The following is a 22,963-nucleotide window of genomic DNA, read 5'->3' on the forward strand; positions in this document are numbered from 1 at the left end:
ATTTCGATATTTGAAATAATAATTATACAAAAATCATATTTTTTCTTTCGACATTTTTTTCAATTACTAAACATAATCAGTTTTATAGATACATTCGACAAAATGCGTCACAACCACAATCTACCCACTTCCACAAGAAGGTTTTGAAGACGATCTTCAAGATCTAATGCAATTAGTTCGTAAGTCTCGGGGTATTCGTAATTGTATATTTATAAAATGTTATGCTTGAGGTGCCTGGCACCCCAAAAATTTTAAAAATATCCTAAATATTTACTATCTATTTTCAGAATATCAGATTATAATATTCTAGATTTCATTATTTAACCTCAGGAGGAATGTTAAGTGAAAGGCATGATCATGTCGTTTTTAGTTGTTTTTAGTTTGGTTGTATCCCCTTCGTTTAGCTTGGCCGCACCATCATCTTCTGACCTGCAAACCTATTTAACTGAGCTTGGATGGACACAAGAACAATTAGAAGAACATTTGGACTTCTATGAACTAACCATCTCTGATTTTGATAGCGTTGAAGAGATCAAGGATTTTCTTGGGCCTGTTTTAACAGAGACAAGCCTGCACGAACTGCTTGCTGAACATGGATTAACGTTAGAAGAAGCGACTGCCCTGCTTGTTGAAAATGGAGAATTAGATGCCGGAGAAACGATTTTGAGTGTTTACAAGTTTTATGATGATTTAGATTTTGATCTTTATTTTTACCATTTAACACCGATTACGGATGATAGCTTACAACAATTATTAAATGATTATGGTTTAACCCTTGATGAATTAATTAACTTATTAGAAGACAATGGTGATTCTCTAGAAAACTATGAGCATATCGAAGACCTAGAGTGGGCAATTGATTTTTATTTATATGGGTCTGATGTGGATTTTTCAGATATTGATGACCTTTTTAGCTTAATAGGTTTAACAGATCAAGAGTTAGAAAGACTGTTTGAGCATTTTGAGTCACTTGATTATACCAATCCTGCCTTTTTAGATAAATTAGAAGAACTAGGAAATCGATTGATGGCTTTTGAAGATTTTGAAGATCCATCTGATGTGACACCTGAACAATTGGCTGAGCTATTAGATATTTTCAATCAGCTTTTAAACCTCTTTGAGCTTGATGTGAAATACTATCTTGTCAAAGAAAACGAAAAGAATCCTGTCTCCATCCAACAGCTTATCACGATGACAAGCACTGAGGGGTATGGTCTGTTAATTGAATTTTACAATAAGCAAGGTGAATTTCTTGCCGACCTTTTCTTTACGGCTGACATGTTTGGCCCAGAATTAATCATCGAAACAGGAAATGATTTAAAGGAAATGGAAAAAACGATCGTGGAAAAAGCTATCGTGAAAAAAAATTCAGACAAACCCGTTAAGAAAACAGAAAAAGGGGCGAAGTTGCCTAAAACCGCTACTGACTATGTTGTCAACACAGCATCAGGCCTTGCATTAGCAATGGCAGGTTTACTCATTTATCGCCGTTTTAAAGTCAAACATGGATAAAAGAAATGCTAGAACAAAGAGAAGAATGAAATCCCTCATTCTTCTTTCCTTATGTGGTGGAATGGTCGTATTGGGACTTTGGTTTTCCAGTACAAATGCTTATAAGTTTCTAAAAGGCTACTATTTGTTTAAAACAGAAAGTGCTGCTGTGGATCAAACCGTCTTTACCGAAACCGTCCTTACCGAGCCTGAAGAAACTCTCGAGACGGTTAACTCTTCCTCCCCCTATCCACTTTATCCTGAAAAAGGAGAACTAATGGGAGAGCTTTATATTCCTAAACTAGAAGCAAGACTTCCGATTTACCACGGTACTGATGAAGATGAACTCGATAAAGGAGTCGGTCACTTTGCGGGAAGTGTACTCCCTGGCGAAAATGATAATTCTGTTTTGTCTGGGCACCGAGATACTGTTTTTCGCAAACTTGGTGAGGTTGGAGAAAATGATCTATTAATTGTAACAACAGGAAGCGGAACCTTTACGTACAAGGTGAAAAGAGTCCGGATTGTCGATGAAGATGATCGCACCGTCATTGTTCCAAAGCCTCGAGCAACGCTAACTGTCTCCACTTGTTACCCCTTCGATTTCATTGGCGCAGCTCCCGAGCGTTATATACTAGTCGCTGAGTTAAAAGGAAATGAGCAGAAAACGTTGGACTAGATTGATTAGTGGGTGCCAGGCACCCACTAATCATCCCACCCAAAAAAGGAGCACTGCTATGCCTAGAAAAAAACGAATATGGTTTCCTCAAGCGATGTATCATATTACGACCCGCGGCAATCGCAAATCTGCCATTTTTTTAGACAAAGGTGACCGCCTGATGTACATGGACTTGCTTGAAGATGCTAGAGCCCGCTATCCCTTTCATCTACTCTCCTATTGCCTAATGACCAATCATGTTCACCTTCAACTCCAAACGTTAAATGACCCTATTGACAAAATCATGTATCTTTTAAACTCAAAATATGCAAAATACTTCAATAAAAAACACGATTATGTAGGGCACGTTTTTCAAGGACGATACGGGGCAGAACTTATTGATTCCAAGCAATATGAACTTGATGTCAGTAAATACATTCACCTCAACCCCCATGAAGCAAAAATGGTCAAAAAACCAGAACATTACCCCTACAGCAGCTACCGCGCCTACATCTCCCTTGAAAAAAATAACCACGTTCAACTTGAACGAATCTTATCCTATTTCCCAAAACCCCAAGCCTATCACTATAAACAATTCGTTGAACAGCCAGACGTTTTACCTGATTTCCCTTTGATCTAATCATTAGTAAAGAGGTAGCTTTCTCTTTAGAGTCCAATTCACGTAGACAAACCAACGTTATTGTCTAAATGTAGTGCCTGGAACGCGTTCTAAAACCCCTACCCACCGCATAACCATTTAATAGAATTCTAATAGAATCCCTACAAATGGAGGTGTCGACCCCATGGTACTCCTTGCACAAAAAGAAGTAGAATCTGTCATGAGCCAGTTGAATGAGCAGCAAGTCTCCTTTCTTACACAGAGAATGAAAGTGAAAAAGAAAAGCCGATGGTTACAAGTGCTAGCAAACTACAAAGGAATAAACATAGACGAAAAAATGAGCAACGAAGAGATTGAAGAAAGACTTGAGGATTGGGTGCTAGTAGATCTATTGGATGGGGGATATAAAAAGCGACCTCATAAATGTGACTGTGGTCAATCTATTCGGTTTCAATACATCATCGAAAATATAACAGAAGGGACCGTCCGACATTTAGGGGAGAATTGCTTTGAAAACTACCTCTCTCTTCCTTCTAATGTGATCAAAGATGTGAAAAACGGGATGTATGCGATCGACCTAGAAAGAGATGACATATTAGTTAAATACAAAAAGAATCTATTTTACCCTCTAGTTTCGTATATGCATGTATCAATCCCTCAGGACATCATCGACCAATATGAATTAGGACTTCCGTTATCCGACCACCAGATTGCACTGGTTGAGCGGCTTCACGCCCGATACGAGGAAGAAAAGAAATTATCATCTCTGTTTCAACGATTAACGATTGAACAACAGCAGTTTGTTTCAAAATTGAATCAAGAAGATCGGAGAGAATTGCTTCTATCCACTGAAGATGGACTAGCACACTGCTTTTTTCTAGAGGACGACCTTTCAGAATATGAGGAGACCACCCGAAGACAAATTGAGTTACATCTCCCCCTTCTCGAACGACAAAAACAAGAAATAAGCGCATGGAAACTTGCTAAGCAAAGACAAGAACAGTTGCATTCTTTAACTTCTGAACAAAGAGAGTTCGTTCTATCTTGTTCGAACAAGGATCAAGATGCCTTGTTAGATAGAGTCCGCAAGCCACTATATTATTCTATTGAAAGTATTCAGAAGCTTCCCCTAGATGCGCGTATTAAAAAGCAGATAGAGTTGAAATTGCCTTTGTTGGACGAACAAGTTTATCAAATAAACGTCGTGCAAAATCGGCAGCAAAACATATTAGGATCTTTGGCACGCTGACGTTTGAACATATTTTATATTTTGTAAAATCTAGTAACAAAAATATGTAATGAGGATACCTAGTTCTTTTAAACTAAGTCATCTATCAAAAATCCATAGCAGCCACCCATTCTATACAAAAGAACCGTAGCCCATTGACTGAGCTACGGTTCTCATTTTCTTCTTATAACCTTCTTAAATGTAGTGCCTGGAACGCGTTCTTCCTCTACACCTGAAACTTCTTCACCATCTCTCTTAATTCTAACGCCATGTGACTTAGTGATTCGGCCGATAAAGCTACTTCATCCATGGATCCAAGTTGTTCTTCTGAAGCAGAAGCAACTTCTTGTGTACTGGCTGAAGCCGTTCTAGAAATGTCCGAAATGACAGAGAACGTGGCTGTGACTTGTTGGGCTCCTGCAGATAGTTGCTCCGCTGTTGCTGCCATGCTGTCGATTTGCTCTGTGACGGATTTGGTCGTTTCGATGATTTCGTTAAAATTCAATTGGGTTGTATCGGCTAACACCAATCCATCTGATACATCCTTTGTCACTTTCATCATGCCTTCTAATGATTGAGCCATGTCTATTTGAATTTCGCTAATCAGCCTTTTAATTTGATCAGATGATTCCTTCGATTCTTCAGCTAATTTTCGAACTTCATCTGCCACAACGGCAAAGCCTTTCCCATGCTCTCCTGCCCGAGCAGCTTCAATCGCCGCATTGAGCGCGAGCAGGTTCGTTTGGTTAGCGATTCCGGTAATGATTTCAACAATCTTGCCAATCTCTCTTGAGCGTTCGTCGAGCAAAAAGATCGACTCGTTGGAAGCTTCTACAGATGATTGAATCGATCTCATCTGTTCAACCGTCTTTTCAACAGACTTTCCTCCAACTTCCGCCTTATCGATCGTCGCAGAAGACGTTTCCGCAATCTCAGATGAGGACTCGGCAATTTGTTGGATCCCCGCTGTCATTTCTTCTAATGCTCGTGCACTTTCAGAAACTTGTTCACTTTGCGTTTCTGCGCCACTTGATATTTGTTGAATCGATGAGGTAATGTGCTCGGTTGTTTTTTTCGATTCCTCCGCACTAGCCGTTAATTCCTCGGCATGTGCCGCCAAAGACTCCGCATTATTCGTTACGTCATGAATCAATTCTTTTAAATTCACCGACATCTTATTAATGCTTGCTGTTAACGTTCCAATTTCATCCTTACTTGTAGCCATTAAAGCGTCTGCCGTTAAATGGCCTTCCGCAATTTGCTCGACATGTTTCGTTATGCGATGAATCGGCTGACTAATCGAATTACCGAAGAACGTAGCGATCGCGATAATGACAATGAAACAAATTCCCAGCATTAATAAGGTCGTTTTTTTAAGGGCGTCTGTACTCGAAAGCACCGTTTCTAAAGGAGTATACAAGAATAATTGATAGCCCGCTAATTCAATCGGCGAATACGCCATGATAAATTCTTGGCCTTGGTCCTTAAATAAAGAATGCCCCGTCTGACCTCCCACCCTCCATCAATGCTTTTACTTCTGGGGACAAACCAGATTCACTCAATTCTAGTCCTACCCATTCAGATACAGGGTGAGCCTGAATCACATTTTGATTATCAAGTAAAACAGGAATCAAATCTTGACTGTGATTCCCATTAATAAATTCACTAACAAGTTGCTCAAAATTAACAGAGGCCGACATCACACCTAGTATGTCACCATTATCTCCTTGAACTGGAGCCGCAACCACGACAATTCGATTGCCTGTCGCTCTAGAGGTAAGAACGTCTGAAATAAACGATTCTCCACTCATTCCTTTTTGAAAATAATCCCGGTCCGCTAGATTTAAAGTCCCGATGTTTTCTTCTGTCGTATGCGCTCTAACGACGCCATCTGTTCCCGTGAACACAACCGTTTCATAGGAATTGGATTGTTCTTTCACCATTTTCACAAGGGATAGCTGTTGTTTTTCATCTAATGACTTCATGTTATCGGTTCGCGCCGCTAACCCGACTTCCCCTACACGTTTTTCAAACCACTGCTCGATCGCATCCCCCGTACTTATACTAATTTCTTCTAACCCTTTTTCTCCCTCTTCAATCAGAGCCTGACTCGATATCGAATATAGAATAGCCGACGTAAGCCCTAAAGGCACTAATCCAATGAAAAGAAATAAGATAATCAGTTTGAATCGTAATGTTCGAATCATATAAATCCCCCGTATGTTTTCATAAAATTTCTGTTCACTTACTAAGATGATCAATTAATATGTTTCTTCCGCTTCTCCTTTTAATGGATAGGCAATTAAGTAAGTGCCAGCACTAACTAAAAACAAGAGAATCGTTCCTGCTAACCGATTTGAAAAATACGAACTAATACGTTTTTCACCCTTTGCTTGCCCCTCTTGTATGGGATGATAAAACCAAAATACCTAGACTTCTAGTTCTATACCATTCCATTCTTTTAGTTGTTATTTATATCGGCAGAAAATGAGTTAGTTATAGCGTTAACTTTTTAATTATTTAACTTTTACGACTTATAGACGTTTTTCAGTTCGGATCTTTAAAATATCACTTCAGTAGCAGATCCCACATAAATTTAATCCCGCACTTATAACGAATCCTTAAATAGAGGTGTTATCCAATGCGACAGCGATTGCCGATCAAACCTTCTATCAAAAGAACCGTAACCCATTAACTGAGCTACGGTTCTTTTCTTTTGGCTGTTTTCGCATACTTTGTTGTTTTTATGACTTACGTGTCCTTCACATGTTCGTTCCATTGCGCTCCAGCCACTCGCTTTCCTGCTAAGGAGGTGCCGAGCCTCCTCGGCTGCGCCTGTGGGGTCTCGCCCCTACCTCTGCATCCCGCAGGAGTCGAGTGACTTCCGCTCCATTTCACTACCAGGAAAAACGATTTCATAGCAACAATCTTTACGAAAACAGCCTTTCTATTTCATTAGCAGGAGGGCAAATGCTCCTTCCTACTTCTCCAGCCTTTTAAATGGCTGAAGTTTTGTCTTTTTGGATTGAACGTTCTCTTTCGCTTTCGTTAGACCTTTGGCTTGATTGCCAGGTAAGTGAACAGGTGTTTTCCCTCCTTTGAAAATAACCTTGCCATTTGGTAAACCGTGAACAGACTGACCTTCCTCCACTTCTTCTTGCTCTTCTTCTACTTCTAGGCCTGTCAAATCAAATTGTGTAGCAGGGTCTACTTGAACATTCACATTATCAATGTTGATATGACCCCAACCACCTGTTGCTCGGTCAACCACTTTGACATATAACTCTTCTCCGATATAGGCAGATGCATCCCATTTTACTCTTCGGTATTGTTCAGAGTTATGGCCTGTTGCTTTCATTAAATATTCACCGTCAGACGCTCTTACTAAAGCGACATACAATTGATCCATGATGTTTCCACCTGCTACTAAGAAATCAATTTGACCATTGCCGCCTAGTATGAAGTCTTGTGATTTCATCACTCCCGTGGCCCCATCTCCACCATGATCAGGGTGGAATCCCCAATAATGATAATGGTTCGGGTCAGCAGCCGAGTGCGCTTGGTTAAATGGACCACCCCAGCCCCAATCATAGCGATTGGTAATATGGTCATCTGTGAAAGCATGGCCTTCTTCCACCATCCATCCTGTCAGATCTCCTGTCTGGAAATCGTGATTGGGTAGCTGTTTATGTTCTGGAACTTCTTCGACATCTGGCCAATGGGCCGGTACGGTTTCGCCATAAGCAGAGCCTAGTTCCCACACTTCCATTGACTTAATGGTGACTTTACCATTTTCACTCCATAGCTCTAGTCCTAGTGCATCAAAACGAGTTGGATAAACTCGTGATGTAAGGCTCTTATACCCATTCGCATACGCCTCTACCATCGATCGGTCTAAATAAATATGAAGCTTCAAGTTCTCGCCACCTAGGTCCATCACATCTCCTTGAACCCCTTTTCGAACATCCTTATCTAAACTAGACTTATTGCGATCAATCGTGTACATCGAATTCTCATAGTCATAAGAGATGAGCGTTTCTTCTTCGCCATTCGCACTACGTCTTACTTTAATGCCAAAATCACTTGCATTATGATTGTCTACTTCTAGGATAATCTCTAATAGATCTCCTTGAACGTCTGATAATAGCTCATTTGCTTTAGAGATCTTTTGATTCTTAAATGAAGCTAATTGCTTGGTTCGAAGTTCTTGTAACTCTTCAATTGGTTCAATTCCGAGTTCATTATTTTCCCGTAAAGTAAGGCTTAATGGTAAACCGGCATTATGCGCCCAACCTGCATCATGCTGAGCTTGTTCCGATCGTTTCCCTTGAGCAATACTAAACAAGATCGAACGACCATCTTGATCGACAAACCCACTTGGACCCGTGAAATGTTCACCCTTATCAAAGATTCTTGGCTCAGAATGATCAGGTGTAAATTCAAGGTTATCCTGATCCCATGTTCCAATCCAATGCCATACATATTTCACATTGTGAGGGCTATAGCCTTCATACCAGGGATTGATAAAAAGGACATGCTTTCCTGTTTCATTTCCCTCTTCATCGTTCAAAGGTAAGAAAACAGGCAGCTCCCATACTTGGCCGGTCTCAGGGTAGTTCGCGTAATCGCCAACTAAAAACGGCTTTTCATATGTCCAATTTTCTAAGTCTGTTGATGTATAAAGCAGGGCTGTACCACCGACACTTTTGTCGCCATCTCTAATTCCAGAACCGACTAATTGATACCATGTATCCCCGTCTTTCCACACATACGGATCTCTAAATTGTCCATACCAAACTTCACCTTCATCTGCCTTTAAGTTTGGTGCTTGAACCGTTACAGGCTCCTCATTCATTTTCCAATTTGGTAACTTGACATCGCCGTCTTCTGCAAAGGTACTTCTTGCTAGACCCGTCATTTGATTTGGAAATTTGCTGTCGTCACCCGCTGTAAATAATAAAACAGGTAGACCGTCTGCATCAAAGGTTGCATCTCCCGACCATACTCCATCCGGTGTGACAGAACCTCCATCCGGAGCAAGCGCAACCGGCATATCTTCCCAATGAACCATGTCATCACTGATCGCATGTCCCCAATGAATATGGTTCCAATACGGACCTTGTGGGTTATGCTGATAAAAGATATGGTATTTCCCATTAAAATAAAAGGGAGCATGTGGCTCATTCATCCAATGTTCAGGTGAAATAAAGTGATACTGTGGTCGATGACGATCTCCGTCAAAGCGACTACGATCCATTGCTAGATTCGGAGTTGGATGCTCGCCATTTTCAAAAGCACTCACATACTCGTTATAAATCTCACTAACCTTCTCAGCGCTATAGGAATCATTAATAACTTTCACTTCATCCATTAATCCGTTAAACATATTCGCTGTAAATGTACCATTAATAATGGCTGGGTAGTTATGCTTCCCAATGATAAGTGGCTCTGTTGATGGCGTAACCGTCGTATTCAATGGGGTTTTTGTCGATCCTACTACCTCTCCATTTAAATACAACTTCATTTCACTCGTTTTCTTATCATACGTCGCAACGATATGGGACCACTTAAACTTTTCTAATGGCTTGTTTTCATCCGCCCAAAGTTCAATCCACTCGCCGTTCATTCCTACTTCAAATGACCAGCTACCATGTCTTCCCATCCCTAAAATAAAGCCTTCATTCTTACCAGGATCATGTTGGTTCACAATCACCGATTTTTTCCCTTCGCTCCCCCACTCATAGGCTCTTGGGGCAACCCACGCTTCAATGGTCAGGGCATCTGTAACTTTGGCGAACTCAGCTGCCTCTCTTTCGATATAGGTGGAGTAACCATCAAATAATAAACCACTACCGATGATCCCATCTCTCCAAAGAGGATCTGTTGAAGGTTTATCGACTGCCTCATTGAAAATATAATCAATTTTATCTTTAACTCCAGTGACCTCGTCTTTGGCAAAATGACCTTTGCCTTCGTTAAAGGACCAATGAGACACCATCCCATGGTTTAAGACGTTAAAATCATCGACATTTATGTGTGACCAACCACCAGAGTCGTCGTTGTCAACGATTAAGAGATACAATTCCTTTCCAATATAATCAGAAGCGTCCCACGTGACTCTGTGGTAGTTCTCTGAATCATCAAACCATTCATTCGTTTGTCGCATCAACTCTTGATCATCAGCAGCGCTCATTAAAGCCACGTATTGGTTGTCAATATCGTTACCGCCGCCAATTAAAAAGGTAATTTCTCCCGTACCTGCTAGCACAAAATGACTAGACTTAATTTGAGCTGTTTTATGATCCTTCCCCCAGAGGTGATAGTCGCCTTCTTTATTAATCGGTTCAGGATGCGAGTAATCTACTTCTGATGTCACATCGTCATCATCATACGTTCCCTCTAATACCGTCCATCCCGTAAGATCTCCTGTTTCAAACCCCGGATTTAAAATATCGTTTGGTAGGACATCCTCGCTTGAGTTGAATACGTTAAAATCGTCGACGTTAATGTGACCAAAGCCACCAGAATGCTGATCGACCATTTTAATAAACATCGCCTCACCTAAGTGTTCTGAAGCATTCCATGAGACTCGACGATATTGCTCTGTATTTCTACCCGTTGTTCTAAATAATTCCTCCCCAGTCGAAGCCTTTACTAGTGACACGTATAGGCGATTCAAATCTTGGCCACCTGCCACCAGGAAGTTAATCGTTCCATTTCCATCTAACTTAAATAAACTAGATTTCATCACACCTGTGCGTTGGTCAGAGCGATCATCATTGTTCGCACCCGCAAATCCCCACACATGGTACGTCCCTTCTTGATTAAACGGCCCACCCCAGAAGTTCGTCTCATCCGTTACGACACCATTAAAGGCACTTCCATGAGTCGTCCATCCAGTCAAATCGCCTGTTTCAAAACTCGCATTCTCAATATCCGTTGGTAAACTCTCAACATCCATTTCACTAGGGAAATGACCATAGCTTCGTTTAAATTCATTTTTATACCCTGGTGTAAATTCAGCACTATTTAATTGATAGATTACTAGATTTTTAAGATAGATTTCGCCGCTATCCCCAACTAATTCAATACCTTTGCTATTGGGGTCAGGGAAGATCTGTTCCGTAAATACCACTTCTCCATCGTTAAAGAACACTTCAACTGAAGATCGATCAATAAACATATGCATCTTTAGCGTCTCTTCATTACCGTCGAATGGTGCCGTATGTTTCGCCGCAAAGTCTGAATGAAAATCGACTATTCCCGAATTCGTCCGGTCGACATACACTTGATTAGACTGTTGATCATAGCCAATCGCTGTATACTCCGCGCCATCTTTTCTGACGTGAAATCCAAATTCCTCGGACGTTGTTCTAGTTAGATCAATTTCAGCAATAATTTCTAACGTATCCCCGTTAATGCCAGAAAGAAGTGTGTTCGAATGATCGACTACCTCATCTGACCAGCTGCTTTTTTCGCCTCGTAAGCTCTCAAACTCATGAGCAGGTGATTGCGCTAAGACAATCCCTTTATCTGTTTGTTCTAAACGTAGCTCTCTTGGTAGCGTCATCGCACTTCTCCAAGGATCCGTCGGTGTATCGCCAGCATATTTCGGTGTACTCATCCAACCAAGTAATAGAGGACGATCGTTTGGTGTGTTACTCCATGTCACACCCGCATATATATCTGCCCCATAATCTAGCCACTTGATTTCTTCTTCATCTGGGATAAAAGTCTCTCCATCGAACTCTCCAATAAAGTAACCCATCGCCGGTCCGCCAGTCGGACCCTTTGCTACACTTGTAATAAGAACCCACTTTTCTTCTATTCCGTTTTCTGTTGTGACAGGTAACGGAATGAGATCTGAACATTCCCAAATGCCAAGATCTCCATTGACAGAAGGATTCTCAAAACGACTGACTTTTGTCCATTCTTTTAAGTTGGGTGAAGTGTAAAAGTCTACTCGTTTTCCTGATGTGATCACAAAGACCCATTCATTTTTTTCCTCATTCCAAAACACTTTCGGATCTCTGAAAACTCCTTCTCCACCATTGCTTACTTTCGTTTCAGCCGGCATCCCAACGACAGGATTCCCTTCATACGTTTCCCATGTTCTCCCTTTATCGTTGCTATAAGCTAAACCTACCGTTTGATTGTCATTCCCTAACTCATATGAAAAGATTGCGACTAATGGTGGTTGATCCCCATTCCCAAAACCACTCGTGTTCTTCTCATCGACAACCGCACTACCAGACCAAATAAAGCCATGTTCATCTGGATATAACGCAATCGGGTGGTGCTCAAAGTTTACTAAGTCTGTGCTGATGGCATGCCCCCAATACATCGGCCCCCAAACGTTTTCATTGGGATTATGTTGATAAAACAAGTGGTATTCTCCGTCCAAATACACCATTCCATTTGGATCATTCATCCAATTTTCTTCGGGTGTGAAGTGAAATTGCGGTCTAAATGCTTCTTTATAATATCCTGTCAAAACAGTATCTTTAGCTCCTTCCTGTTCTTTTTGTTCAGGTTCTTGTTCTTTTGGTTCTTGTTCTTTCGGTTCTTGTTCTTTTGGTTCTCGTTCTTTCGGTTCTTGTTCTTTCGATTCTTGTTCTTTTGGTTCTTGTTCTTTTGGTTCTTCTATTTCTTCAGGCTCCTTTTCTTCTTCAGGAGGAGGTGGAGAAACCAAGTTAACCGCCTCTATCCCTTCTGTTGGGGCATTCTCGTGGTAGGTAAAAAAGGCATCTGCAAAAATCATGCCCCAATCTTCCTTAGCGTTATCTACAATCTCAAAATAAAGGTCTCTTCCAAGATAAGGAGATAAATCCGCTCTATATGGAACGAGATTGGCCAAATTCATCCCCTCTTCAATATGAGGAAAATGACAATCACAGAATTCTGTATTCCCGTATCTAGCGAGAAGTTCATCCGTATCAGCGTCATAGACATTGAGATGAACCAAATCCATATTTTTTCCTCCTCCAAGCTTAAAGGTAATCCATCCCGCACCACTTAAGTTGAACGTGGATGATGTTACTTTACCCGTTTCAGACTCGGGATAAGCCCATCCATTCAAGAAATAAGTTTCTTCTTGATTAAAAGGAATTTCTTCGCCCCACCAAATCGTATCATTCGAGACACTGTCCTGTCCAAACGCATCCCCCTCTACGGTCCAACCTGTTAAATCGCCAGTTTCAAAACCAGGATTCTCTACTTCGTTTGGAAAATTCGTATCAGCCGGATGCTCTTCGGCTTGAATGGAGACTGGATACACCATAAAGGACTGACTTACTAGTAAAATCGTGAGAAATAATTGCAATGACTTTTTGAACCGCCTTACTCTCATAAAAATGACCCCTCCTCACTTTAGAAACCGCTTTCATTTTTCTGGTTACGTAATCGATACGCAAAGAATAGGAATCGATTACGTCTTCTTGTTCCAGTAGACATTCATAAAATACCTACATTTATTTGTTACTTAAAAAGGAATCTGCTTTTGTAAGAACACGACTTGTCACCCAATACGACCATGCTCCTACTAAACAAACACTATAAAAGGGGATCAATCCTGGGATGAAACGTAGTGTAAGAAAGATGAGGAATAATCCTGCTAACCAAAGCAGGAAAGACAATGGATGAGATACGCCTAAAATAAACGCATATTTGATACAATCCGAAATGCTCATCTTATATTGAGCTCGAATCGGGAACACATAAAGAAGGGTGATGACAAATAGGAATGTGATCATGACCATTCCATATTTTAGAGGAAGCTGAATCACGTGGTCTATTTGCTGGATAAAATAGAAATTCAACGCTAACAAACTTCCTACTCCTAAGAAAATAAACCCGATTCCATTTCCTTTTACGAACTCCTTTTTATACTCATCCCAATATCGTGCGAAAACAGGAAACTCTTCTTTCGCGAACCACTTTCGCATGATCGTAAGCATCGCCATAAACGCTGGGACGATTCCGAATAGAACGAGGCCGATGGATGTAAAAAAGATAAATAATACGTTAATATAGGCAAAACGCATGAACCAATCACTCACTTTATAAACTCCATCTGCCATGCCGTTCATCGGAATACCTCCTCTATGTTATCGCCAAGTAGTGGTTAATGGATAGATGACTAAGGAATGGACCCTGATCTCTCCACCTACCACATATAATTCTAGTCCTTTACTTTCTTCATCAGGGAAAATCAAATTGGTAAAAACCGCTTCACCCTCATTAGCAAAGACCTCTACTGAAGAACGGTCTACAAACATTCTTAGTTGCAGCTTTCCATCCTTTTTCGCGATCTGTACAGAGTGTCTCCCGCTAAACTCTTCACTGAAATCAGATTCCCCTGAGTGAGTACGATCAACAAATAATGTTTCACTCTTGACCTCATAACCAATGGTCGTTTCTTGACCTTCCGTTGATTTTCTCACTTTCAAACCAAACTCCGTTGCTGTTACATCTTCCAATTCAGCGACAAGTTCAAACACATCTGCCTGTACATCAGATAGGAGATTCCTTTCAGCACAGGCCACTTCATTCTTGATTTCTTTCACCTTTTGGCGTAAACCTTCTAGTTCAACAACAGGCTTTTGAATGAGTTTGATTTGACCCTTTTTATTTTCGATTAATTCAACCTGCCGAGGAATCGACATCGCACTGCGCCATGGGTTTGTCGGCACTTCATTGGCGTACTTCCAATTACTCATCCACGCTAGCCACACTCTTCTGCCATCTTCTTCAGAGACATCTGAAAACGATTGAGCCGCATAGAAATCTTTTCCATAATCAACCCATAAAACTTCACTTGGAGCATTTTCATTCGTAAACGTTATCCCATCAAATTCTCCAATAAAATATTGACCACCAGAGCCACCCGCAATGGCACCGTCTCCCAAGTCTACTTGCAATACCCATCTCTTGTTATCGTGATTTCCATCCACAGGCAATTGAAATAAATCTGGACATTCCCATACACCACCATGTGCACCATCTTCTAATCCGAATTCACTTAAGAAATCCCACTCCTTTAAATTAGGAGATGAATAAAACATCACCTTTTGACCAGCGGCTAAAACCATGACCCACTTATTGGTTTCCTCATGCCATAATACTTTCGGATCTCGGAAGTCTTTGATTCCAGGGTTTTCAATGACTGGGTTCCATTCGTATTTCTCCCATGTCCGCCCCTTATCCTTACTGTAGGCGATACTTTGACGTTGCAGCCCATCATTCGCATGAGTAAACATCGCCACTAATCCGTCTTTCCCGTTGAAAAAGCCTGTAGTGTCATTCCAATCCACAACCGCACTTCCAGAGAAAATCATGCCTAATTCATCTGGTTCAAAAGCAATGGGAAGGTGCTCCCAGTGAACCATATCTTTACTGACCGCATGTCCCCAATGCATCGGTCCCCACGTATCTCCGTGTGGATGGTATTGGTAAAACAAGTGATATTCACCTGCATAATACACCATCCCATTCGGATCATTCATCCAATTAGCTTCCGGTGTAAAATGGAACTGCGGTCGATATGTCTCGCTATAGTAAGTTGTTTTTTCTTTATTTTGTCCTTTAGTAAATGTCAAAATCACCACTCCCAATATAAGATATATCTCGCTGAAACTAAATAAGATCTCTCCATCCTTATTCTTTTATGAAATAGGACTGTACCTCATCTAAAGTTGGCAGAGCCGATATCGCTCCTCTTTTCGTTGTCGTTAATGCCCCACACACATTCGCAAAGGCTAAGATTTCCTCTAGCTTTTTCTGATCGTTTAACAGTTCATGTAAGTCATCTATCTGGTTGATTTCCTGACTGACTTGATAGAGAAATCCACCAACGAACGCATCTCCAGCACCAGTTGCATCAATCGGTTTCACGGTGATGCCTTTTACGCTCCCGCTGCTTCCCTTTGTGTAATACGAACACCCCTCTTTCCCTTTCGTCACAATGATGAGTTGAACGAGCCCTGACATTAACGTTGAAACAGCTTCTTGTTCCTCGTTAATCCCCGTAAGAAAAGAAAGCTCTTCCTCACTAATCTTGACCATATGCGCTGCCGGAATCGATTGTAAAATTTGTTCTCGTGCATCCTCTTCTGATTTCCATAACGAAAGCCTAATATTCGGGTCAAAACTAATGACCATGTTGTGCTCCGTCGCTAGTTTGATTCCTTCCATTGTCGCTTCTCTGACAGGATGATCAATAAGAGAGATCGAACCAAAATGATAGACTTCTGCTTCTTCAAACCATTCTGCCTTAAGATCCTTTTGTTCTAGTAACATATCTGCAGATGGCTCACGATAAAACATGAAATCTCTTTCTCCATTATTTTGCAAAGAAACAAAGGCTAATGCCGTTTTAGCCTCTTTCGTTTGGATAAGACACTCCACCTCTACCCCTTTATCCCGTAACGTTTCAACGAGAAAGTCTCCAAACGGATCCGCTCCGATTTTTCCAATCATGGATGATCTTCCACCTAATGTGGCGATCGCTGCACTTACATTGGCTGGCGCTCCACCAGCCATTTTCTTAAACTGATCTACATCTTGAAGCTTAAAGCCATTTTCCGTTGGAACAAAATCCACCAACAGTTCGCCTAAACATAAAATTTTTGACATCGTTATTTTACACATCCTAGTCCCTAATTTTTAGATCCCGTATGAGTCAGACCTTCCACGTAATATCTTTGCAAGAAGCCGAATATAAGTAGCATTGGAATGGTTGCAATCGTTAATGCAGCCATGACTTGCCCCCATTGTACGGGTTGTTGAGCAAAGAAATATTGCAATCCAATTTGAATCGTTCTCATTTTTTCATCATTTGCTACGACTAATGGCCATAAAAAGTCATTCCAATGGTTCACGAATGTAAAAATGGCGACCGTAGCAAAGACCGGCTTTGACAACGGAATGATAATCCGAAAGAAAATCCCAATCGGTGTGCACCCATCAATCCTTGCTGCCTCTTCCAATTCCTTAGGAAATCCAATAAAAAATTGACGGAATAAAAAGATCATAAACGCGTTTGCGATAAACGGTACAATCAACCCTGTATACGTATTGACCCATCCAAAGTTATGAACTAATACGTAAAGAGGCAAGAAAATACTCTCTGCCGGGATAATAATCGTGGCAATGATGATGGCCATCCAGAAGTTTTTAAACGGAAAATCCATGCGGGCCAACGCGTAGCCAGCCATCGAGTTCACAATTAACCCAAATGCAATAATACCCATCGTATAGATTAAACTATTTCCTGTGTACTTGAGTAAGTCCACACGCTCTAACGCCTGAGTATAGTTGGCAAAATAAGCTGAAACACTGTCATACAATGGTGGAATAAAAACGTGTACCGTTTTCATATCTCTAAAAATTTGAACATCACTCTTCAGTGAAGAAACTAACATCCATACGAGGGGGAAAAGAAAAATAAACGCTAACATTCCCATAAATAGATACAAGCCTATATTCTTGAAGACTCGACGACTTTTCATCGAATACTTGGGTACTTTGTTTACTGCAGCTGCCTGTTTCATGTTTGTTTTGGTTTCCAAACCCCTTACCCCCTATCCTCAGTTAGCAATTTTCGTTGAGTCAGAGATATCACTAATACGATTACAGTAAAGAGAACTGCAAGGGCGGAAGCATAGCCAACATCTCGATAAGCAAAACCTACTTGATACGTATAATGAACCAAAGATTTTGTTGATCCTAAAGGACCCCCTTGCGTCATAATCATTGGTTGAATAAGCAATTTGAATGCAGCAATCGTAATCGTGATCACGATGAAAATCGATACATTTTTCAAACCTGGTAACGTAATATTCAAAAACTTCCTCCAGCTGTTTGCTCCATCAATGGAAGCTGCTTCATATAACGCAGCCGGGATCGTCTGAAGACCAGCTAAAAAGATCAGCATCTGAAATCCTGCCCCTTGCCAAACGGACATCGCGATAATCGAGTTCATTGCTTGATCAGCGCTCGTTAAAAATGGTTGAGGAGAAAACCCTAAAGAGACAAGGATTTGATTAAATAAACCATCGTTCGGGTTGTAAAGAAAAGTCCACAGAATCGATACGACAACGAGTGACATCACAACAGGACTAAAATACGCGGTTCTAAAAAAGGTGGTCATTCGTAATTTTTTATTGACGAGGATCGCTAACCCGAGTCCTACAGCTGTTTGAATCGGAACAATCACAATGACAAAGTAAAGTGTATTTTTAAACGCTAATCGAAACTCAGAATCTTGAAAAGCGTAAAGAAAATTATCAAATCCTACAAAATTCTTTTGCCCAGGTGTCAACAAATAGAAATCGGTAAAACTATAATAGAAAGCCATCCCCATTGGATAAAGCAAAAACAAAGATAATAAGATAAGCGCTGGTAAAAAGAAGAGGTAACCACTAATAGCCTCTCTCCATTTTTGCTTTGATAAAGTTGCCTTTATGCTTTTTACCATTACTTCCGTCACCCCTAGTGTCACTAATTTTGATGGACCGAAGTAAGGATACTCGGTCCATCAATGTGCAGTGTAAACTTAATCGTTAAATCTAGATAACTCTCTATCAATTCTTGGAACAAATTGATCTAATATGGCTTGTGGGTCTTCCCCTAACGCAGCTGCTTGGAACGCTTCAGCAAACAATTGTGTTAAAACAGGGTATGCAGGTGTTTGTGGACGTGCTTGAGCCGTATTAATAACTTGATCTTTCATGACACTAAGTGGCAACTCTTCATAACGATCCATTTCATTAAAGGCAGATTCACGCGAAGGTGGCATACCTGTTACTTGTGACAAACCAATCGTCGATTCTTTGTCTGTCATAAATAGCATGAATTTTGCTGCTGCTTCAGGATGTTTCGTGTTCGTTGTTACCGCATAAGCCATACTTCCAGATGGAGATTTAGAAACTTTGCTATATGGGTAAGGCATCATACCAAAATCCAATCCTGCCTCTTCAGCAGAAACGGCGATCCAAGGTCCACCTAAAGCCATAGCGGCTTTTCCTTCTTCAAACTGCATTTCAGAAGGGGAAATATCAACAACGCCTTCAGCAAATAACGTTTTAATAAACTCTAAAGCTTCTACTGTCTCAGGTCCATTAAAGTAACCTTCAGCCGTTGTACCGTCATCTGACAGTAATTGACCTTCATTGGACCATACGAAAGGAAGTCCCATATACGTTAACCATTCGCCTACACCGTAGTTCATGAATAGATTTAATCCCTTATGATCTTCTGTTGTAAGTTCTTTAGCGACTGCAAGGAATTCATCCCAAGTCCAAGCCTCTTCCACTGATGTCGGTGCCTCAATGCCAGCTGCTTCAAAAATCTCTTTGTTGTAATACAACATAACCGATGATTCCATCGCTCCTAATGAATATAGCTTTCCATCGTGACTACCTTGTTGAATAATAGAATCGACATAATCAGTCAGTTCCTCTTCAGGAATGTACTCATCAATTGGCATGATCACTCCAGATGCTGCGTAACTTGAAACGAAAGGACCATCTAGCTTAATTAAATCTGGTAAATTCCCTGCTACTAAAGCGGTATTAATCGCATCGTTATAAGAGCTACCTTCGTCAATAATAGGAGGGGCTACTTCAACATAGATTTCTCCTTCATGCGCTTCATTAAATTCCGCTGCTCGATCTAAGTAATATTGTGTTTCTTTTTCATTTGTTTGGTGAATCCACAAGTCTAATGTAATTAATTCGCCATCAGTCGATTCTGTCTTACTTGTATCCGTTGAATCATCTGTATTCGCTTCATTCGTTCCCGTTTCTTCATTAGAAGAGCTACACCCTACAACGACCAAAACACTTAGAACCAACATCATGAACATAAATAATAATTTCTTCATAGATTAACGCCCCTTTTTTTTAATTAAAATTTGATTCAGAAAGCAATACGATGTATTACTTTTTCACCTCCTTTAATTAGTAAAAAATAGCTAATATTTGTTTAAACGATTACGTAAACGTTTACCTGAAGGACAAAAATTTACTCCATATTCCTCTATTGACGGACTATATGGTTCTAGTTTACTCCTATCCTTATCTATTTAATTGTTTATCCGTTTAGTCAACGAATGGACCAAAATAGGGGATTACTCCCCTTTATATCGACTCACGCATGACCAATTCGGTACTTAAAATAATTTGCTCAGGCTCCCCTTTATGCGGTTCTTCAATTCTTTTTAGAAGTAGATTTACGGCTTTTTCCCCTATTTCAAAGGATGGCTGTTTCACAACGGCTAATGGTGGTGTTGTGATCTTCATCCAGTCATAATCATCAAATCCAATAATCGCCACTTCATCTGGAACTTTAATCTTTTGCTCATTTAAATAGCCTAATGCTCCCATTGTCATGACGTTGTTCGCAACAAAAAGGGCTGTCGCCTTTTCTTCTACGACTAATTTCTTGGCCAAATCATACCCTGCTTGAAAGCTTGCTTCACCTTCACCGATTAGATTAGGATTTATCGCTAAATGATGGTCTTTAAATGCCTTTTTATAACCCATTAATCGGTCATCACTAGTCGTTATGCCTAAAGAACCCGTTAAAAAAGCAATTCTTTCATGTCCTTTTTCAATTAAAGCTTTAATCGCTTCATATGAACCCTTTTCACTATCTACAAAGATCCCGTCTTTATCAAAACCTTTTGGCTTTCGATCAATAAAAACAACAGGATAATCGGATGAAAGGACATCTTCATATTGTGAAAAGTCTTCGGCTGTTGGAGCAATAATGAGTCCATCAATTAACTTTGAATTAAACACTTTAATATGATCCATTTCTTTTTTAAGCTCTTCATGAGAATTACTTAAGATTAAATGATACCCTCTGTCTTGCAAGATGGTTTCAATCCCATTAGCAATGGACATAAAGAAGAAATTAGAAGTATCTGTATAAAGCATAGGTACGATCAATCCAACTGTTTTTGACTTTCTGCTTCTTAAGCCTTGTGCCATTTGGTTAGGTTGATAATTAAGCTCTTTCATTGCTTGATGCACTTTATTCTTCGTTTCTTCAGATACATATCTCGTCTCATTAATGACATGAGAGACCGTCGCTGTAGAAACACTCGCTCTTTTTGCAACATCCTTTATACTAGAACTTGTTTTACTCATACTCATTTTCTCTCACCATTTTCAGTAACTATTTAACAATCTACAAATCTAGTTAAACGTTTACGTAATCGATTAACTTGAGATTATATGAAAACGCTTCAATTGTCAATATAATTCGAAAAGTTTTTCTTTTTATTCATAATGGATTAAAAACTAAGAAATGATAATTGGTTGGTTCCTCCCAAAACGGGGATCAGTAGCATGGCAGTGATAGGGACAAACTTGTTAGACAATGGGGTGGCTTTATTTCATTTAATTACCTTAGAATCGTTGCATGGCGGATTTAAAAACAACCTCATAAGTGTAAATGTGGTCAATCCGTCCGACATTTAGATAAACAGGAAAACGAACAGAGCTTAGCTCTGTTCGTTTTTTCACTCTTTCTAACTATGACTTTGTAAATATACATCATCATTTCACCAGAAAAAGCCATTCCGCTCCATTAAAAAGGGGGAAAAGTGCTTATGTTTTCTTTACATAATGTATGATATCATTTCGTTTATTGAAAAAAGGTTGGTGAACATACATGAAAGAACGGAATCCTTATTTCGATAATGCAAAAGTGATCTTAATTTTCCTTGTCGTATTTGGACATATTCTCTCTGAGTTTCTATATGAAAATCGGATCGTATCTAGTGTCTATCTCTTTATTTTTTTGTTTCATATGCCTGCGTTTATTATCATATCGGGCTTCTTTGCAAAAGGAATCCATAAGCCAGGTTATCTGGCCAATGTCGCCAAAAAACTACTTATTCCTTATCTCATTTTCCAAATTTTTTATACCTTTTATTACATTGTGATCTTTAATAATGATTTGTCGATATCTCCTTTTACTCCAAGGTGGGCTTTATGGTTTTTATTAAGTTTATTCTTATGGAATGTGATGCTGTTACTATTTTCAAAGATCAGGTATGGTCTGCTGCTAGCGGTGGTTCTGTCGTTGGTGGTTGGTTATTTTTCCGACGTAGATGGTTTCTTAAGCCTTTCTAGAACGTTTTTCTTTTTTCCGTTCTTTTTACTAGGCTATTATTTAAAAGAAGAGCATTTTACAAGACTGACATCGAAGTTGAACAAAGTCATTTCAGTCGCATTACTGGTTGCTTTGTTTTTGATTTTATATAAAGTTATGCCACTTGATGAAAGAGCTTGGTTAATGGGAAAACAGCCTTATGAAAAAATGGATGACATCACGCTCCAATTCGCTTGGTTAGCGAGATTCGGTGTGTACGTTGTGATGAGTATGGTCACTGTATTATTTTTCACATTAGTCCCGAGTCAGAAAACCTTCTTTACTCATATTGGTCCATTTACCATTTCTATTTACTTGTTGCATATGCTGTTTGTGAAAATGCTCCACGAATCGCCTTTAGTCCCATTTATTATTGAACAAAATCAATATTGGTTACTGGTTGTTTTTGCGTTTGCTATTGTTTATATTTCAACGCGAAAACCGGTTCGTTTTTTAATGAAGCCCGTTACAAAGTAACAGTTTGACACTCAGCTTTAGGGGCTGGGTGTTTTTTTTGGGAGGCTTTGGCGTAAGGGAAGGTGGGTGCTTGTTCAGCTTAATCAGGCTGCGTAGATTTTTTCTTTCGTACGGTTGTATATCTGGACCTAAACTCTGCTTTAGCTTTAGGTACTTGTATTTCTCTCCGGCCAAAGTTTCACGGTCCTAATGCTTCCTTTAGGGACTTGTATTTCTCTCCGGCTCAGGTTTCACGCCTCTAATGCTTCCTCTAGGTACTTGTATTTCTCTCCGGCCAAAGTTTCACGGTCCTAATGCTTCCTTTAGGGACTTGTATTTCTCTCCGGCT

Annotated in this window: 15 protein-coding genes; 5 read left to right on the forward strand and 10 right to left on the reverse strand. The window is 40.1% G+C overall.

All coding sequences use genetic code 11. The annotated features are described in order from the left end of the window. Positions 1-351 precede the first annotated feature (351 nt). The 4 genes from PQ474_RS08840 to PQ474_RS08855 all read left to right on the forward strand — a co-directional run bounded on the left by PQ474_RS08840 (position 352) and on the right by PQ474_RS08855 (position 4,017). Positions 352-1,512, forward strand: a complete 1,161-nt coding sequence (locus PQ474_RS08840) for a processed acidic surface protein (protein WP_273842153.1) — start codon at positions 352-354, stop codon at positions 1,510-1,512. Continuing rightward, on the forward strand, positions 1,505-2,170 hold the full coding sequence (locus PQ474_RS08845) for a class D sortase (RefSeq protein WP_273842064.1): 666 nt from the start codon (positions 1,505-1,507) through the stop codon (positions 2,168-2,170). The genes PQ474_RS08840 and PQ474_RS08845 overlap by 8 nt, the downstream gene beginning before the upstream one ends. 58 nt (positions 2,171-2,228) lie before the next feature. Next, entirely contained in the window at positions 2,229-2,789 is a 561-nt protein-coding gene (locus PQ474_RS08850) for a transposase (RefSeq protein WP_273842067.1), read from the forward strand. Positions 2,790-2,952: 163 nt separating this feature from the next. Then, entirely contained in the window at positions 2,953-4,017 is a 1,065-nt protein-coding gene (locus tag PQ474_RS08855; protein WP_273842069.1) for a hypothetical protein, read from the forward strand. Positions 4,018-4,222: 205 nt separating this feature from the next. On the opposite strand, the gene PQ474_RS08860 is transcribed toward PQ474_RS08855, so the two are convergent. The 10 genes from PQ474_RS08860 to PQ474_RS08905 all read right to left on the reverse strand — a co-directional run bounded on the left by PQ474_RS08860 (position 4,223) and on the right by PQ474_RS08905 (position 21,149). Beyond that, complete coding sequence (locus tag PQ474_RS08860) at positions 4,223-5,512, reverse strand: methyl-accepting chemotaxis protein (RefSeq protein ID WP_273842072.1); 1,290 nt, start codon at positions 5,510-5,512, stop codon at positions 4,223-4,225. Beyond that, positions 5,481-6,203, reverse strand: coding sequence for a PDC sensor domain-containing protein (locus tag PQ474_RS08865; protein WP_273842074.1), 723 nt, complete (start codon positions 6,201-6,203; stop codon positions 5,481-5,483). The genes PQ474_RS08860 and PQ474_RS08865 overlap by 32 nt, the downstream gene beginning before the upstream one ends. Positions 6,204-6,976: 773 nt before the next feature. After that, complete coding sequence (locus tag PQ474_RS08870) at positions 6,977-13,345, reverse strand: GH32 C-terminal domain-containing protein (RefSeq protein WP_273842077.1); 6,369 nt, start codon at positions 13,343-13,345, stop codon at positions 6,977-6,979. Between the two features lie 121 nt (positions 13,346-13,466). Beyond that, a complete protein-coding gene (locus PQ474_RS08875) occupies positions 13,467-14,084 on the reverse strand; it encodes a YesL family protein (RefSeq protein WP_273842079.1) in 618 nt (205 codons plus the stop codon). An 18-nt stretch (positions 14,085-14,102) separates the two neighbouring features. Continuing rightward, positions 14,103-15,593 carry a glycoside hydrolase family 32 protein gene (locus PQ474_RS08880; protein WP_337956348.1) on the reverse strand — a complete coding sequence of 497 codons (1,491 nt, stop codon included), beginning with the start codon at positions 15,591-15,593 and terminating at the stop codon, positions 14,103-14,105. A gap of 58 nt (positions 15,594-15,651) precedes the next feature. Continuing rightward, complete coding sequence (locus PQ474_RS08885) at positions 15,652-16,629, reverse strand: PfkB family carbohydrate kinase (RefSeq protein WP_273842080.1); 978 nt, start codon at positions 16,627-16,629, stop codon at positions 15,652-15,654. A gap of 23 nt (positions 16,630-16,652) precedes the next feature. Next, positions 16,653-17,564, reverse strand: coding sequence for a carbohydrate ABC transporter permease (locus tag PQ474_RS08890; RefSeq protein WP_273842081.1), 912 nt, complete (start codon positions 17,562-17,564; stop codon positions 16,653-16,655). 5 nt (positions 17,565-17,569) lie between these two features. After that, positions 17,570-18,472 carry a carbohydrate ABC transporter permease gene (locus PQ474_RS08895; RefSeq protein WP_273842083.1) on the reverse strand — a complete coding sequence of 301 codons (903 nt, stop codon included), beginning with the start codon at positions 18,470-18,472 and terminating at the stop codon, positions 17,570-17,572. Between the two features lie 78 nt (positions 18,473-18,550). Continuing rightward, on the reverse strand, positions 18,551-19,879 hold the full coding sequence (locus PQ474_RS08900; RefSeq protein ID WP_273842085.1) for an ABC transporter substrate-binding protein: 1,329 nt from the start codon (positions 19,877-19,879) through the stop codon (positions 18,551-18,553). A gap of 256 nt (positions 19,880-20,135) precedes the next feature. Further along, on the reverse strand, positions 20,136-21,149 hold the full coding sequence (locus PQ474_RS08905) for a LacI family DNA-binding transcriptional regulator (protein ID WP_273842087.1): 1,014 nt from the start codon (positions 21,147-21,149) through the stop codon (positions 20,136-20,138). Between the two features lie 526 nt (positions 21,150-21,675). Between PQ474_RS08905 and PQ474_RS08910 the strand changes: the two genes are divergently transcribed. Further along, positions 21,676-22,635, forward strand: a complete 960-nt coding sequence (locus tag PQ474_RS08910; protein WP_273842089.1) for an acyltransferase family protein — start codon at positions 21,676-21,678, stop codon at positions 22,633-22,635. The last annotated feature ends 328 nt before the right edge of the window (positions 22,636-22,963 follow it).

The organism is Halalkalibacter alkalisediminis (assembly GCF_028610705.1).
Lineage (GTDB): Bacteria > Bacillota > Bacilli > Bacillales > Bacillaceae_D > Halalkalibacter > Halalkalibacter alkalisediminis.

What these genes read in the sequence shown, in the direction of transcription:
- PQ474_RS08875 (WP_273842079.1), bottom strand. Translation starts at nt 14,084, where the DNA reads ATGAACGGCATGGCAGATGGAGTTTATAAAGTGAGTGATTGGTTCATG.
- PQ474_RS08900 (WP_273842085.1), bottom strand. Translation starts at nt 19,879, where the DNA reads ATGAAGAAATTATTATTTATGTTCATGATGTTGGTTCTAAGTGTTTTG.
- PQ474_RS08910 (WP_273842089.1), top strand. Translation starts at nt 21,676, where the DNA reads ATGAAAGAACGGAATCCTTATTTCGATAATGCAAAAGTGATCTTAATT.
- PQ474_RS08905 (WP_273842087.1), bottom strand. Translation starts at nt 21,149, where the DNA reads ATGAGTAAAACAAGTTCTAGTATAAAGGATGTTGCAAAAAGAGCGAGT.
- PQ474_RS08895 (WP_273842083.1), bottom strand. Translation starts at nt 18,472, where the DNA reads ATGGTAAAAAGCATAAAGGCAACTTTATCAAAGCAAAAATGGAGAGAG.
- PQ474_RS08840 (WP_273842153.1), top strand. Translation starts at nt 352, where the DNA reads ATGATCATGTCGTTTTTAGTTGTTTTTAGTTTGGTTGTATCCCCTTCG.
- PQ474_RS08845 (WP_273842064.1), top strand. Translation starts at nt 1,505, where the DNA reads ATGGATAAAAGAAATGCTAGAACAAAGAGAAGAATGAAATCCCTCATT.
- PQ474_RS08850 (WP_273842067.1), top strand. Translation starts at nt 2,229, where the DNA reads ATGCCTAGAAAAAAACGAATATGGTTTCCTCAAGCGATGTATCATATT.
- PQ474_RS08885 (WP_273842080.1), bottom strand. Translation starts at nt 16,629, where the DNA reads ATGTCAAAAATTTTATGTTTAGGCGAACTGTTGGTGGATTTTGTTCCA.
- PQ474_RS08855 (WP_273842069.1), top strand. Translation starts at nt 2,953, where the DNA reads ATGGTACTCCTTGCACAAAAAGAAGTAGAATCTGTCATGAGCCAGTTG.
- PQ474_RS08865 (WP_273842074.1), bottom strand. Translation starts at nt 6,203, where the DNA reads ATGATTCGAACATTACGATTCAAACTGATTATCTTATTTCTTTTCATT.
- PQ474_RS08870 (WP_273842077.1), bottom strand. Translation starts at nt 13,345, where the DNA reads ATGAGAGTAAGGCGGTTCAAAAAGTCATTGCAATTATTTCTCACGATT.